At 31.0% G+C, this 13462-nt stretch carries 14 protein-coding genes and 1 pseudogene; 11 read left to right on the top strand and 4 right to left on the bottom strand.

All coding sequences use genetic code 11. The features are described from left to right. Positions 1-43: 43 nt before the first annotated feature. The gene (gene cch1 / locus MHZ36_RS00265; protein WP_239228882.1) at positions 44-1834 is read right to left on the bottom strand and encodes a cassette chromosome replicative helicase; all 1791 of its coding nucleotides are present in this window, start codon (positions 1832-1834) and stop codon (positions 44-46) included. Further along, positions 1834-2124, bottom strand: a complete 291-nt coding sequence (gene ssb, locus MHZ36_RS00260; RefSeq protein WP_107377044.1) for a cassette chromosome ssDNA-binding protein — start codon at positions 2122-2124, stop codon at positions 1834-1836. Before ssb ends, cch1 begins: the two co-directional genes overlap by 1 nt. 141 nt (positions 2125-2265) lie before the next feature. Here ssb and MHZ36_RS00255 point away from each other — a divergent pair, with 141 nt between their 5' ends. From MHZ36_RS00255 to lrgB, 3 genes are read left to right on the top strand one after another with little or no spacing between them, the layout of a single operon-like run. Further along, positions 2266-3336, top strand: a complete 1071-nt coding sequence (locus tag MHZ36_RS00255; RefSeq protein ID WP_107377045.1) for a hypothetical protein — start codon at positions 2266-2268, stop codon at positions 3334-3336. 17 nt (positions 3337-3353) lie between these two features. After that, complete coding sequence (locus MHZ36_RS00250) at positions 3354-3635, top strand: hypothetical protein (RefSeq protein WP_239228881.1); 282 nt, start codon at positions 3354-3356, stop codon at positions 3633-3635. Then, positions 3632-4333: an antiholin-like protein LrgB gene (gene lrgB / locus MHZ36_RS00245; RefSeq protein WP_103388335.1), complete on the top strand. Its 702-nt coding sequence runs from the start codon at positions 3632-3634 to the stop codon at positions 4331-4333. Before MHZ36_RS00250 ends, lrgB begins: the two co-directional genes overlap by 4 nt. Positions 4334-4642: 309 nt before the next feature. Here the strand turns inward: lrgB and MHZ36_RS00240 are convergent. Further along, positions 4643-4770 (bottom strand): annotated as a pseudogene (locus MHZ36_RS00240) (alanine dehydrogenase); the annotation flags it as partial. 270 nt (positions 4771-5040) lie between these two features. Between MHZ36_RS00240 and MHZ36_RS00235 the strand changes: the two are divergent. Genes MHZ36_RS00235 through MHZ36_RS00220 form a run of 4 tightly spaced genes read left to right on the top strand, consistent with a single transcriptional unit; the run spans position 5041 to position 7794 of the window. Then, positions 5041-5814, top strand: a complete 774-nt coding sequence (locus MHZ36_RS00235; RefSeq protein ID WP_107377046.1) for a tandem-type lipoprotein — start codon at positions 5041-5043, stop codon at positions 5812-5814. A gap of 2 nt (positions 5815-5816) precedes the next feature. Next, positions 5817-7178, top strand: coding sequence for a hypothetical protein (locus MHZ36_RS00230; protein WP_239228880.1), 1362 nt, complete (start codon positions 5817-5819; stop codon positions 7176-7178). Beyond that, complete coding sequence (locus MHZ36_RS00225; RefSeq protein WP_239229208.1) at positions 7178-7504, top strand: hypothetical protein; 327 nt, start codon at positions 7178-7180, stop codon at positions 7502-7504. The genes MHZ36_RS00230 and MHZ36_RS00225 overlap by 1 nt, the downstream gene beginning before the upstream one ends. 2 nt (positions 7505-7506) lie before the next feature. Continuing rightward, positions 7507-7794: a hypothetical protein gene (locus MHZ36_RS00220; RefSeq protein WP_415837252.1), complete on the top strand. Its 288-nt coding sequence runs from the start codon at positions 7507-7509 to the stop codon at positions 7792-7794. Between the two features lie 325 nt (positions 7795-8119). Here MHZ36_RS00220 and MHZ36_RS00215 read toward each other — a convergent pair whose 3' ends face one another. Beyond that, positions 8120-9094 carry a CHAP domain-containing protein gene (locus MHZ36_RS00215; protein ID WP_107373631.1) on the bottom strand — a complete coding sequence of 325 codons (975 nt, stop codon included), beginning with the start codon at positions 9092-9094 and terminating at the stop codon, positions 8120-8122. A gap of 247 nt (positions 9095-9341) precedes the next feature. Between MHZ36_RS00215 and esxA the strand changes: the two genes are divergently transcribed. The 4 genes from esxA (at position 9342) to MHZ36_RS00195 (ending at position 13460) form a co-directional block, all read left to right on the top strand. Beyond that, positions 9342-9635: a WXG100 family type VII secretion effector EsxA gene (gene esxA, locus MHZ36_RS00210; RefSeq protein WP_099091422.1), complete on the top strand. Its 294-nt coding sequence runs from the start codon at positions 9342-9344 to the stop codon at positions 9633-9635. Between the two features lie 77 nt (positions 9636-9712). After that, entirely contained in the window at positions 9713-12784 is a 3072-nt protein-coding gene (gene esaA, locus MHZ36_RS00205; RefSeq protein ID WP_239228879.1) for a type VII secretion protein EsaA, read from the top strand. Beyond that, positions 12784-13221 carry a type VII secretion protein EssA gene (gene essA, locus MHZ36_RS00200; RefSeq protein WP_239228878.1) on the top strand — a complete coding sequence of 146 codons (438 nt, stop codon included), beginning with the start codon at positions 12784-12786 and terminating at the stop codon, positions 13219-13221. The genes esaA and essA overlap by 1 nt, the downstream gene beginning before the upstream one ends. Further along, complete coding sequence (locus MHZ36_RS00195; RefSeq protein ID WP_239228876.1) at positions 13218-13460, top strand: EsaB/YukD family protein; 243 nt, start codon at positions 13218-13220, stop codon at positions 13458-13460. The genes essA and MHZ36_RS00195 overlap by 4 nt, the downstream gene beginning before the upstream one ends. The last annotated feature ends 2 nt before the right edge of the window (positions 13461-13462 follow it).

The following is a 13462-nucleotide window of genomic DNA, read 5'->3' as shown; positions in this document are numbered from 1 at the left end:
GCTACAACGCGTTTATAGCGTTGTAGCGGTATAACATTCAAATTTATAGTTCTAAATCGTCACTTGCTTCTTTTTCTCTGGCTTGATTAACAAAGTCATTAAGCAAATTTTTATTTGTATTATCAACGAATGGTGGTGGTATACTAGGTTCTGTTTTAGAACTCAAACCAAACATTGAAGCATAAGTCATATCTAGCTTAAGATGGTAAAAGACAATAGTCTTCTTTTTACCATTAGAATCTGGAACGCTACGTTTTGTTGTTTTACGGTTCCGATCAGAATGGATATAACCTTTGTCTCGTAAAGCATCAATTACAATATTTACATCTTGGAATTGATTTTCATTCAACATATTTTTAAATACATTTTTCAGGATTTTAACTTGTATGTGGTCTTCTTTGAGTTCAATAAGTCCATAATTCTCAATCATTCTTGATAGCTTGGCATCCTCAGAGAATTTCCCCCGGTTTTGCGCTACAAACTGAACAATGACCTCGATAGATTTCTCTGCTAGTGAGCGTTCTGAAACTGACTCCAAGTGATAACTAACCAAGTATTCTCTTACTGCATCTATATCAATAGGCACTGCAATAACACGTTCGAATATCCGAGCAGATGTCGCAATCACTGCATAGCGTTTGAACATACGAATACCAGTATTACTCGTTTCATTTTTTAGTTGTTTTTTGAACCAATCATGTTCCGTATGAAACCATTTAATTACTTCGTCTTCACGTTTTAAAAGATATTCAGCTACTAATGGCATGATATGGCCATAATTGACCGATGTAGCCCTTTTAATTGCATCTGCATTGTCAGCACTCGTCGTAAAAGCTTCTGATATTTCAATGGTACGAACATTTAATCCATCATTACGTGCACTATTATTTAAAACACTGTGTTCTGCCGTACTTATCACTGAGGTCCCCCAATTTTTGAGTGCTTTGACATTACCATCTATATTAGATCGTTGTCGGCCTTGTCCTTCTGCCAGACTGTACAACAACCCAGTAGTGTCTTTGAAGGTTGCAGCCGATAATTCGTCCAATACGATAGGCAAACCATAATTGCTACTTAAATATCCTTCAAGCGCGTTTCTAGTACCATTCCAAGACCTAAAAAGTGTATTGCTACCTTTAGTAGGATTGCCGGCTATTGAAACAGCTAAAGCGGCTGCAGTCGATTTACCTGTGCTTGAATTTCCCATAAATGAGAAGATGGTTCCCGCAAACTCGACCTCATGTCTTGTTTTTAGGAAAGCTGTAACTAATGAAGAAGCAGCAAATACTACTGCAAGTTCTAGTAGTAAGTTCCCTTTAACTTGTTTTAAGTACATCTCCCACCAGCCTTTGAAAGTACCTTTTGGTTGTAAATCATAGTGTGTTTCACAAATGATTTCATTAGCTTGAGATTGCTCTATTTCTTTTGAAAAGTATGGTTTATCCAATGAAATGACCATACCTTCATCATCAGACTGTAATACACCTACGCCGGTATATAATTTAGATAATGGAAGTGACTGGCGCATCGATTGTAACGCATAGCTTAATGATTTAATGTACCGTTCATTGATGTTGAAGCCGTACTTAATCAATCCAGGTAGCTTGAAAGATGTTAAGATATCTGATGCTTCAATACGTTCAATATTTTTTCCATCTGTAATAATCAACTTCTCAACCCCTGTAGACGGGTCGAGAAATTTATTTTCAATAATGATGGGACTAGACAATTGAATAATTTTTTCTACATCATTGTTACTTTTAGGTGGAATCACTTCATAAAAGCCATTTGAATTTAAAAAATATGGATATTGCTTGAATATGTTGTTAGTCATTAGTTGTTACCACCTTTCCAGTTACTTTTGTGACGCATTGGATTAGGACCAGTTTTTTTATACAACAAACTACCATTCTTTTTACCTACAATCTTAAATGGAAGTCCTGGCGTATGCTTAATCCAGTAAGCAAAACGACGTCCAACTTCACGTTGGTCGTTAGTGCTACAGACCATACCAGATTTCTCTCTTAGCTCACTATAAGTGAACGTACTTCCCACCGATTGCTTGAATGCCATAGCATACATACAATTATTAATTTTATTTTGTTGCTCAGTTTTCTTATTCATCTAAAACTACCTCCAATTTTTATTTGAAAACCAAAGGTGCGCACAATTAATTTTCTAAATATAGTATCGCATGAGTTATAATGATTAAGGATTAGAATAAAAAGGTTACTTTTTATTACTTTAAAGTGTTAGGGTGATTTTATGAAGGAATGGGTGGAGAATTTATTTAATGATTTAAAGGATGTCATTGAACTTGAAGTTGCATTACACCTAATGATTAGGAAGAGAGAAATTGATTCATTAGATATTTATCCAAGTATTACTGAATTTTTTGATTATTTAATATTTGATGCAGAAATAGCAATTCAAGATAAAGAAACGCTACATAGACATTACAAAACAGCGAATATCCATAATATATTACGTGTGAAATTGAAGCCTAAAGATAATTGGGAAGAAGAAAAAATACTAAACCCAAGTGCATTACAAACTATTTTTGCTATAAAATTAAATGATAAAAACTTAACAAATGGATTTTTAATTGAAAAACTAGACATTGAAAAATTGAATACAACTTATAAAAGAATTAATGCCAAAAATGAACAATTAATTGAAAAAATAAATAAAAATTCCAAGCAAATGAAATTAGAGAATAAATTAATTCCTTACAATGATTTATTGGATTTATATAAATATTTTATGGATGAAATAGATTGCTACGATTCTGATTTTGATTGTTTACGTTCGTTACTTTATCTAGAACTTGATTTTTCATTTGTACTTTATAATGAATTATTGCGACTTACTCACGAATTGAAAAAATTAGCGAAAGATATTAGTAATCAGAAGTTGGAAACAATATTAGGAGAAGTAGGTATGGAATTATCGAATGTTGAATTTCCATGGATTAGATTAAAAATATTGAGAGCAAGTATTGATAATATAAGTAAGTATAAAGACATTAAGTTATTTGTATTAGATGTTAATTATGTAATAAATGCGACTATGAATGAAATAGAAAAGTGGGTAAATGAAGCTATTTTAGAAGAAGAGATTTCTCAATGTGTATTAGAGGACGAAAATCGAATACCGTATTTAGACTCTATAAATGAAAATAGATATAGGAAAGACTCGCTTTTTTCATATTATAATTTATTAAGAAGTGAGCTAAGGTTAAGGTGGTTAAAAGGTCGTGACTTTAATGATCAAGATAGAAATAGGTTTAATAGAGCTATCAAATATAAACCTTTGAATATTATAGGATATAATTAATTAGAGGTGATATAACTATGATAACTGAAGAGATGCTTAAAACAATTGCAAATGTATTTAACGGGGACGATGAAAATAGCATTTATGAGTATAAAACAGGTTCAGATTTAGTGCGTTTTTTTAATCAGTACTTTAATAGAAAGGACACATACAAAAACCCTTTTCCATCAAGGTGGAGGTATGTTGTTGATATATTACTCTTGTTGTTATGTACAGGATTTTTATCTCAGATGATTATTACAAAATCCTTTATTCCGAAAAAATCAAAACATAAAAAATTGGTGGAGGATAAATTATGATTGAACATTTAGCGATCAACACACCTTATTTTGGTATGCTTCTATCTCTAATACCATTTATCATTGCAACTTATTTATTTAAAAAAACAAAAGGCTTTTTCTTATTCACACCATTATTTTTCACTATGGTGGTCGGCATCGTATTTTTAAAATTAACAGGTATTGACTATGCAAATTATAAAATTGGTGGAGATATCATCAATTTCTTCTTAGAACCAGCAACAATATGTTTTGCTATACCTTTATATAAACGTCGTGAGGTCTTAAAAAAATATTGGAAACAAATCATAGGTGGTATCACTTTCGGTACAACTGCTGCACTTGTTTGTATTTCTCTTATCGCAGAAGCATTCCAATTTTCTAATGGTGTTGTAGCGTCTATGTTACCTCAAGGTGCAACAACTGCCATTGCATTACCCGTATCAGCAGATATCGGTGGTATCAAAGAATTAACATCACTAGCAGTTATTTTAAATGGTGTTATTATATATGCTTTAGGCTCTAAATTAATTAAACTATTTAATATAACCAACCCGATTGCACGTGGTTTGGCACTTGGCACGAGTGGTCATTCATTAGGTGTTTCATCTGCACAGGAATTTGGTGAAACTGAAGCATCCATGGCATCTATTTCACTAGTCATTGTAGGTGTTATTGTTGTAGTTGTTGCTCCTATATTAGCTAGCATTTTATTATAAAATGATAACAATAAGTTATTTATTTCATAGAACAAACACTGCGTTGAACTCATATAAAATGAATTCAACGCAGTGTTTTTATCTTATTCTCGCAACTTGAGTTCAGTTCAAGCAAAAAGTGTTTTTTTAAATTTCGTCCATTTCGTAACTTCAAGTGTGCTTGCATTTTCGTTCTAATTTTCTAATTCTTCAAATGGTATATGTACTGGCTCTTTGGTAAAACAACGTGTAGTAATTATTAAATATATTATGCCAATACCAAACCAAATGACACCAACGACAATTGCAAATGTGTCTAAATTGAACTAAATATGACCCTGAAAAGATCTCAGTCTCAACAAAGACACTGTGTCCTTGTTTTGCTAATGTACACCACTTGGCGATAAACGCACTCTGTTCTCGTTGTTCTTAATTTCTTTAATGATTCCGATTTTCATAAGTGTACCTCCTAATATTTGCCCATACACTTAGCAACATGCAAGAAGTGTGCCAAATATTATAAAAGATAACCATCATTTAAATTTTCTGCTTATCAGTTAATAATCAGGTTTTTATAATTATAATTCATAAATATTAAAATTATTTAAATTTTAAATAGATTAAATATATTTATTTTGATAGTATGAAAAAGTGATAAGTAAAATGAATCGAAATTTATATATAATAGGCACATATAAAATTTATGATAAGCAGAGAGATGTGAAAATATGAAAAAATCAAAAAAAATAGGATTGTGTGTAAGTTTTATAATTTTAACAATTTTTATAGGGGGTTGTGGCATGATGAATAAAGAAGGTAGCAAAGAAGCCCAAATTAAGAAAAGCTTCGAGAAAACATTAAGTATGTATCCTATCAAAAATCTTGAAGATCTCTATGATAAAGAAGGATATCGAGATGAAGAGTTTGATGAAAATGATAAAGGGACATGGATAGTCAGATCTGAAATGGTTATACAACAAAAAGGAAATAGCTTGAAATCAAGAGGTATGGTTATATATATGGATAGAAACACTAGGACGAGCACTGGTTACTTTGTTATAAGTGAAATAACTAATAAGGGTAGTGCTCATGATACTGAAAAAAAATATCCAATAAAGCTGGAGAATAATAAATTTATACCAACGAAACAAATTAAAAGTGAAAGTTTAAAAAAAGAAATAGAGAATTTTAAATTTTTTGCACAATATGCAAATTTTAAAGACTTAGATAATTATAAAAATGGAGATATATCATATAATCCGAATGTACCAAGCTATTCAGCGGAATATAATTTAAGTAACAGTGATTATAATGTTAAACAGCTACGTGATAGATATGATATTCCAACTAAGAAAGCACCAAAATTACGTTTAAAAGGAACAGGAGATTTAAAAGGATCTTCGATAGGTTATAAAGATCTTGAATTTATATTTGTCGAAAACCAAGATGAAAATGTTTACTTTTCTAATAGTATGAATTTTAAACCTAGTGAGGGTGCTTAAATATGAATCAAAAAGAATACCAAATAAAAGCAGATGATTTATCTAATAGTACTGAAGAAACAAGTGCAGTGTCGTCGATTAGTTATCAAATAGAGAATGCAAATCTTAATTCATTAAATATAAATAGAATAAAAAAACAAGTTAATCAATTAAAGTTTGATAGAAGTTTTCCCAAAAATCTTGAATATGTTGATAGTTATACCGATTCTATTACAGGTACGACATCTACGGCTTTTTTAAATAAAGATACAGGAAAAGTTATAGTTGGTATGACAGGGACCAATGTACATATGGAGCAATTAAAAAGTACGCTTAACCCATTCAATTTTGATATGGATAAACAAGATGCGAGAGATGCACTAGCAACAATACAAGATTTAGGTGCGGATGCAAATATTGGTTTACATACAGTTACGGACAAAGATGCGCATTTTAACAATACACAGCAATTTATAAAAGATATAAAAAAAGACTATGATATTGATACAATTACAGGTCACTCTCTAGGTGGTCGAGATGCGATGATCATAGGTGCTAGTAATGATATCGATAATGTAGTTGTTTATAATCCAGCGCCATTAACAGTAAAGGATTTTCGAGTTATCAAAGGTTTATTATCTATTAGTTATGATGAGAAACAAGATGAGTATATAGAGTTGTTTATAAAAAACTATGATGGCAACATATTAAGAATTGTTTCTGACAAAGATGAATTAAATGGCAACATAAAACATACCCAGTATGTATCGGCAGGAAATGAAATAGTCATCAAAAATGGTAAAGGACATGCGATGCTCGGATTTTTAGGAAAACGTGAGCAAAAAGAAATAAAGGAAGCATTAGAAAAGCTAAAGGGATATCAAGATGCAAACAATAAATCCTTTGCTACTGCGAAAAAGCAAGCGTCAAATAAATTACAACAAATTAATACAGTGAAAGCAAATATGGTACAAGCAAATGGTGGTGCGCTATCGTCTTCGCAACAAAAGTTATTAGAACATTTAACGGCGCTCTCAATAGCGGAAAGTTTAAGTCAAATGGTAGAAGAAGAGACGCAACAATTACGAAAAATGTATGATAATATGGAAAAATTGTTTGAAAAAAATTGGGAAGACGCCCAGGAGTCTGGAAGCGCTATGGGAAAACATCTTTCTAATGGAGAAGTCCTAGACGCCCTGGATGCAGGAAGTGTTAATGAAAATAAATTAGTAACGATGCCACTTAGTAAAATCTCTCATAAGTTAACACAACTCACAAATGTATCATTACAATTTAATACTTATGTTTTGAAAATTAAGACGAGTATCAATGAAATTGTTGCTAAAGATCAATCATTAGCAAGTCAAATAGGTGATTTAGCATGATGTTTGCCAATTATCAAAATCTTAACGAACTTGAAGATATATATATTACTGAAAAAAAGCAAGTAGCTAAAGAATTTCAAAAATTAACTGAATTAAGGCATCAAATACGAAGAGAAAATGAACAGAGTTATGCACTGTTCCTACATTTAAAAGAAAAAATGGGCTACAGTAATGAAGCAAGTGGTAGAATGCTAAGAAATTTAGAAGAATATGAGCATGAAGGAAATCAGCAAATTAGACAAAATGAGCTGAAATTAGAAAATTATAAAGATGAATTAAAAAGAGCATATGTAAAACAAATCGAAAAAATAGGAGATGAAGATTAGGTATGCTAATGACAAACTTAGGTTCACACGATTTATTAGTTACAAGTGGACTGAAAAAAATAACGGAAAAACGAAGAATTACCAATGTTATAGCACCAGAACATAGCAAGAGACATCATGATCATGAAAACAAAATGAAAAACGAAGAAGAAATGCTTATCGAACAAATTATCAGTCACTGTGATGCATTTAGAAGTGGGTTTAAAAAATCAGCAAAAGGTGATTGGGTCGACAGTGCAATATCTGAATTAGAAAAGATAAGCAAAGAGTTGAAAAATATTATAGATTAGAAACGACATATTATAACATTGTGTAGGAACTAGGTGAAATGTTTTCTTGTTCTGTTTTAAGTATGATTTTGTTAACTACTTTATTTGTAGCATTTCTACCCACGATATCATTATTTCGAAAAACTTCTAATGTAACGATTTGTCGAAAATCAATTAATTTGAGGCATATCATTATACTATTTAATGAAACCCTGAAATTGTATTGAGCCTCCTCTTTGAGATTGCTGTACCTACTAATAACAGGGCATAATACACTACTCAATCATCCTAAATGAGAGCATCAGCTATTCTTTTTTATGAAGCTGATTGGCACGTGCTTTTCAATTTAGTGAATAAAATTATATGAACTTACTTCAGAAGATGAGATGGTACGTGTTGATGTGATGTAAGGTGCAATCCAGTTCATTTCAGAGATAAAAATGCTGCCGTCTAAATTAACGCGTTCTACATAAGCTACGTGACCATATGGACCATTAACTGTTTGTAATATTGAACCTACCTCTGGTTTGTGATCAACTTTGAACCCCGAAGCCGAAGCTTGTCCAGCCCAATTTCGTGCATCTCCCCAAAATGTACTAATTGTTTCCCCATCTTTTGCGCGTTTATCAAATACATACCAAGTACATTGTCCAGAAGTATACAAATTATTCTTACTTGTATATGCTGGTTTATCAATAATTTTACCATTTCCCAGTGCAAGAGGCTTACCGTCAACCGTTTGCGCCTTATCATTGAAAGTTTCCAATTGTAATTCATCATATAATGCATCAGTGTCAATATATGTAACCATACCATGTTCGTCTTTCTTATATGCTTTACTTAAGTCTCTTGAATGCTTTTTATTATCTTCAGAAGAAGGTGTATTTAGTGCTGGAGACTCCGGTTGTATACCATTTTCATTAGAAGGACTTTCCTGCGTATTGTGTGAGTTATTTGATTCTTGTGATAAATGGGTGTCATTATTTTCAACACTATTTGGTATTTTTGAGTTGGATGTAGCGTTTTCCTTATATGCACTATTATTACTATTATTTGATTGTTGTCCATTCCTATTTATTGATGAGTTTTGCTCAGCTTGATTAGGTTTTGGGGATGAAGTGTTATTTGAATTATTAGTTTCATCATAAGAATATGTGAACGTTCCATCTGATCGCTTAGTATTAAATTGAGCTTCTGGATGGTCTTTTTTTGCCTCCTCAATTGTCGAATAAGTTTGTGCTTTTATATTAGGAGTAGCTAAGACATTGAGGTTGCCTAAGATAACGAGCAGTGCCAACCCTTTGGTAATTGATTTTCTCATAATGAATCCCGTTAAACCCTTTCTTATTATAATTATGTTTGATTATACACAAAGATATTCAATAAATAAATATGTAATTTAAATTTGTTATATTTAAAATCTTAGTGAATAAATTAAACAACATATATACATATAGTATATATTTAGTTATTATTATGAAGGAAGTACAAATTTTTAAAAAAATTATTTTTTGAAAATATGCACTTTTAAAAGAAGTTTGAGTATTAAATTTCAGGAGGTTTATATTATGGCAATGATTAAAATGAGTCCGGAAGAAATAAGAGCAAAGTCTCAATCATATGGCAATGGTGCAGAACAGATTCACCAAATCCTATCAGATTTAACACGTGCACAAGGTGAAATTGCTGCTAACTGGGAAGGACAAGCGTTCAGCCGTTTTGAGGAGCAGTTCCAACAATTAAGTCCTAAAGTAGATAAATTTGCTCAATTATTAGAAGAAATCAAACAACAGTTAAACAGTACTGCAGATGCCGTACAAGAACAAGACCAACAATTATCAAATAATTTTGGTTTGCAGTAAGCATTGGAATAACTAAGCCACATGTCACAATGTGGCTTTAATTGAATTATTGTAAAAAGATTTGAAAGGGACAACGTATGAAAAAGAAAAACTGGATTTATACATTAACCATAATATTAATTGTCGTAATAACAACTGTTGGAATCCTGATGATTAGCCAACAAAGCAAAAGAGATCAAATTGAAAGTGACGCTAAAAATGAAACTAATACTAATAAAAATATACATATAGCAATTGTGAACGAAGATCAACAAACAACCTATAATGGAAAGAAAATAAATTTAGGTGAGCCCTTTATCGAAAGGTTGTCTAATCAAGATAAATATAAATTTGAAACAGTCTCAAGAAGCATTGCTGAAAATGGATTGAAGCAAGGAACATATCAAGTGATGTTGGTAATACCTAAAGATTTTTCAAAATTAGCTATGCAATTGGATGAAAAAACACCATCTAAAATGTCCATACAATATAAAACAGCAGTAGGTCAAAAAGAAAGTGTCGCAAAAGAAACTGAAGAAGTAGTAGGTAATGTCTTAAATGATTTTAATAAGAACTTAATTCAAATCTATTTAACAAGTATTATTGATAATTTACATAATGCACAAGAAAATGTCGGGGATATTATGAAACGTGAAAAAAATGTAAATAATAGATTTTCCAATTATTTATTAGATCCATTGAATGATTTTCCATCGTTATTTACTGATACCCTTGTTAATTCATTAGGAGCAAATACTGATATTACAAAAATGACTCAGAATTATAATAACTCATTATTGAGCTCGAACTCTGATTTGTTTAGTGTTGACAGTAATAACTCTGCATCTAACATTGTTCAAAACCAAAATACATTTTTCGAACAAAATATGTCTGCTATGGAACAGACATTAGAAGATTATAAAAACCAAAAAGAGAATATAGAAATTAATGACTACATAACTCAATTGAAACAAGTAGATAAGCAATTGAATCAACAGTCGGCAGCTGAAAAGCGTTCTAAAGAAGCATATAAAAAGGCGTTTAATGAAAATATGGATTCTATTAAAGCAAATATAAAAGAGGAAAAGTCGCCATTTACTGATAAGATGGTGAATGATTATAGACAAAAGCTAACAGAATCTATGAAAACACAATTAGACAATAATAAAGAGTTGAAAGAAGCATTAGAAGCATCTAATACTGAAAAGCAAAAAGTAAAAGATACAATGGTCAATAATTTGCGAAATACGATTATAAATGATGGGACAGAAGAAGATGAATTTTATATTTTGAATATGTCTAATCAAGATTTGGCGAACGCGGGTTTACCGTCTGACTCTGTTGAAAAATACCAAAATATATTGAATGACGTACAGACGTTCAGAAATGATTTTAAAAAAGCGCATCCAAATGAGTATATACGCCAAGATAATTATAATGGTGAATTGAAAGCTGATGATACTAGTAAATTGATTAAACAAGGCGTTAACTTTGATCGAAAAGAAACACTTAAAAGTAAAGATATTAATCAATTGACTATTGCGACAGATCCTAACTTTGATTTTGAAGGCACTGTAACGGTTAATGACAAAAAATATGATATAGAAAATAACGATATTGAATTAGATACAACGAACCGTTCGTATAATGTGGAAATCAAGGGTGTAGCTAAATTAAAAGAAAACCCTAAAAAACAAGAGGATTTTCTTTCAGATAAAACAATGAAACTGCAACTATTGTTCGGACAAGCAGATAAAAGAGAGACGGGTTCAAATAATGAACAACCAACAGATCTATCTGATGACCAAAGTGCTAATGTCGTTGATTTATCTATCAATCATAATTTGGAAGGTCAATTAATCAGAGCTGAGATCCAACAACAATTACGGTCTTTAGATAGGTTTAAATCGCAATACAGTATTTATAAAGATATGGACGTAAAAATGGAGAGTCCAAAAATTAATAATGAAGATATTGCAGATATGATGGTAAATCAAGTTGTTAAAGATATGGAAAATTTCAAATCTGATAAATCATCATTGATAAAAGAAATTGATGATTTAAATGATTCATCAGATAAAATGATTGATGATTTGCTCGATAATAAGGATCAAATAAGTAAGAATAAAAAAGATATTAATACGTTAATTGGGCAGTTGAGTCAAACTGAAAAGGCGCTTAATGAAAACCCAGCAGAACCTGAAATCGATAAACATAAGGGTGAAGAATTCACCACATTATCTACGCACTTAGACAGTGACGTGAGTAAACTCTCAGAGAGAAGTACGCAACTATTGTCAGATAGTCAACAATCTAAATCAATAGCGGATTCCATAAGTGGACAATTGAATCAATTAGATGACAATGTAGGTAAGTTACATGCAAGTGGAAGAGCGTTAGGCACAAGAGCTAATGATTTAAATAAAGAAATGGCAAAAAATGAAGAAGATAATCAATTGTTTGCTAAAGATTTTGAAAATGTATTGAAAAACTCTAAAGATGGAGATCGTCAAAATGAGGTATTAAAAGCATTTATGAGTAACCCAATACAGAAAAAGAATTTGGAAAATGTCATGGCGAATAATAGTGAAAAAGATACGATGTCTTCAACAATTCTAGTATTGCTGATGTATTTAATTGCTATGATGACAGGTTATGTATTTTATAGTTATGAACGAGCAAAAGGTTCATTAAACATAGTGAAACAAGAATTCAACAAGTACAATAATTTGTGGAATAACATGATTACTTCAACATTTATCACAACAGTAGGCCTATTAGAAGGTGTAGTTATAGGTATCATTGCAATGAACAGATATGCGATACTGTCAGGTTATAAAATGAGATTTATGTTTATGATTATTATTACTATGATGGTGTTTGTATTGATTAATACTTATTTGTTAAGACAATTAAAATCAATAGGTATGTTTATCATGATTACTGTGTTAGCCATATATTTCGTAGCTATGAACTATTTAAATCCCTCTGGCAATAGTAGTGGTTTGAATAAGTTTTCACCGTTATCTTATATAGATACGATGATATTTAATTATCTAAATGCAGAGCATCCAGTTGGCATTGCCTTAGTCATATTAATACTGTTGACTATCGTTAGTTTTATCATGAACATGTGCATCAAGCACTTTAAAAGAGAGAGGCTAATCTAATGTTAATGGAAGGATTATTAACATTGACATTATTAACTGCGGATAATCAGCAAGGTAGCCTTGATATTGATGTTCAAAAAGAAGAAAAAGAAACTATCAATAAAGATTTGGATCAATATGATACAACTTTATTTGATAATGATAGCAAGGCAGTAAATGACAGCATTAAAGATAAGCAACAAGCAAAAGATAAAAAGATTAAAAAAGAACTGTTTCATGATCAAACGGGTCAATCGACTCGTTTGGATCAAACAAAAAACAGACTTTTTTCATCGACAAAAGAACCTCAAAATGGTTCTGAAAGTGATAAAAGGCCTTATATACAAAATAAGCAGCAACAAAATATCATCCCATATATTTTGTTAGGTATAGGAGCTTTTTTAACCATTGGATTTGTGATTTTTTCAATTAGCAGAGGGAGACGAAGACATAAATGAATCAGCATAAAAAAGTAACGTTTGATTTTTCCAATTACAATTTCGGGACATACGATTTAGCTGTGCCAATATACATGCCTTTGAAGACATTATTACCTTTAGTAATGGATAGCTTAGATATTGATATTTACGATTTGAAAATTCAAATAAAAGTCATAACCAAGCAGCAATTATTAGTAGAAAATGATAGATTAATTGATTTCCAAATTGCTGATGGTGATATTTTGAAATTATTATAAGG

Origin of the sequence: Staphylococcus sp. ACRSN (genome assembly GCF_022346615.1) — a bacterium.
In the GTDB taxonomy this organism is placed as follows: domain Bacteria; phylum Bacillota; class Bacilli; order Staphylococcales; family Staphylococcaceae; genus Staphylococcus.
The sequence above is the reverse complement of the archived record's forward strand: the minus strand, read 5'-3'. Positions and strand labels throughout refer to the sequence as shown.

What these genes read in the sequence shown, in the direction of transcription:
- MHZ36_RS00235 (WP_107377046.1), top strand. Translation starts at nt 5,041, where the DNA reads ATGAAAAAATCAAAAAAAATAGGATTGTGTGTAAGTTTTATAATTTTA.
- MHZ36_RS00250 (WP_239228881.1), top strand. Translation starts at nt 3,354, where the DNA reads ATGATAACTGAAGAGATGCTTAAAACAATTGCAAATGTATTTAACGGG.
- MHZ36_RS00195 (WP_239228876.1), top strand. Translation starts at nt 13,218, where the DNA reads ATGAATCAGCATAAAAAAGTAACGTTTGATTTTTCCAATTACAATTTC.
- MHZ36_RS00220 (WP_415837252.1), top strand. Translation starts at nt 7,507, where the DNA reads ATGCTAATGACAAACTTAGGTTCACACGATTTATTAGTTACAAGTGGA.
- lrgB (WP_103388335.1), top strand. Translation starts at nt 3,632, where the DNA reads ATGATTGAACATTTAGCGATCAACACACCTTATTTTGGTATGCTTCTA.
- cch1 (WP_239228882.1), bottom strand. Translation starts at nt 1,834, where the DNA reads ATGACTAACAACATATTCAAGCAATATCCATATTTTTTAAATTCAAAT.
- esaA (WP_239228879.1), top strand. Translation starts at nt 9,713, where the DNA reads ATGAAAAAGAAAAACTGGATTTATACATTAACCATAATATTAATTGTC.
- MHZ36_RS00215 (WP_107373631.1), bottom strand. Translation starts at nt 9,094, where the DNA reads ATGAGAAAATCAATTACCAAAGGGTTGGCACTGCTCGTTATCTTAGGC.
- MHZ36_RS00255 (WP_107377045.1), top strand. Translation starts at nt 2,266, where the DNA reads ATGAAGGAATGGGTGGAGAATTTATTTAATGATTTAAAGGATGTCATT.
- MHZ36_RS00230 (WP_239228880.1), top strand. Translation starts at nt 5,817, where the DNA reads ATGAATCAAAAAGAATACCAAATAAAAGCAGATGATTTATCTAATAGT.
- esxA (WP_099091422.1), top strand. Translation starts at nt 9,342, where the DNA reads ATGGCAATGATTAAAATGAGTCCGGAAGAAATAAGAGCAAAGTCTCAA.
- essA (WP_239228878.1), top strand. Translation starts at nt 12,784, where the DNA reads ATGTTAATGGAAGGATTATTAACATTGACATTATTAACTGCGGATAAT.
- MHZ36_RS00225 (WP_239229208.1), top strand. Translation starts at nt 7,178, where the DNA reads ATGTTTGCCAATTATCAAAATCTTAACGAACTTGAAGATATATATATT.
- ssb (WP_107377044.1), bottom strand. Translation starts at nt 2,124, where the DNA reads ATGAATAAGAAAACTGAGCAACAAAATAAAATTAATAATTGTATGTAT.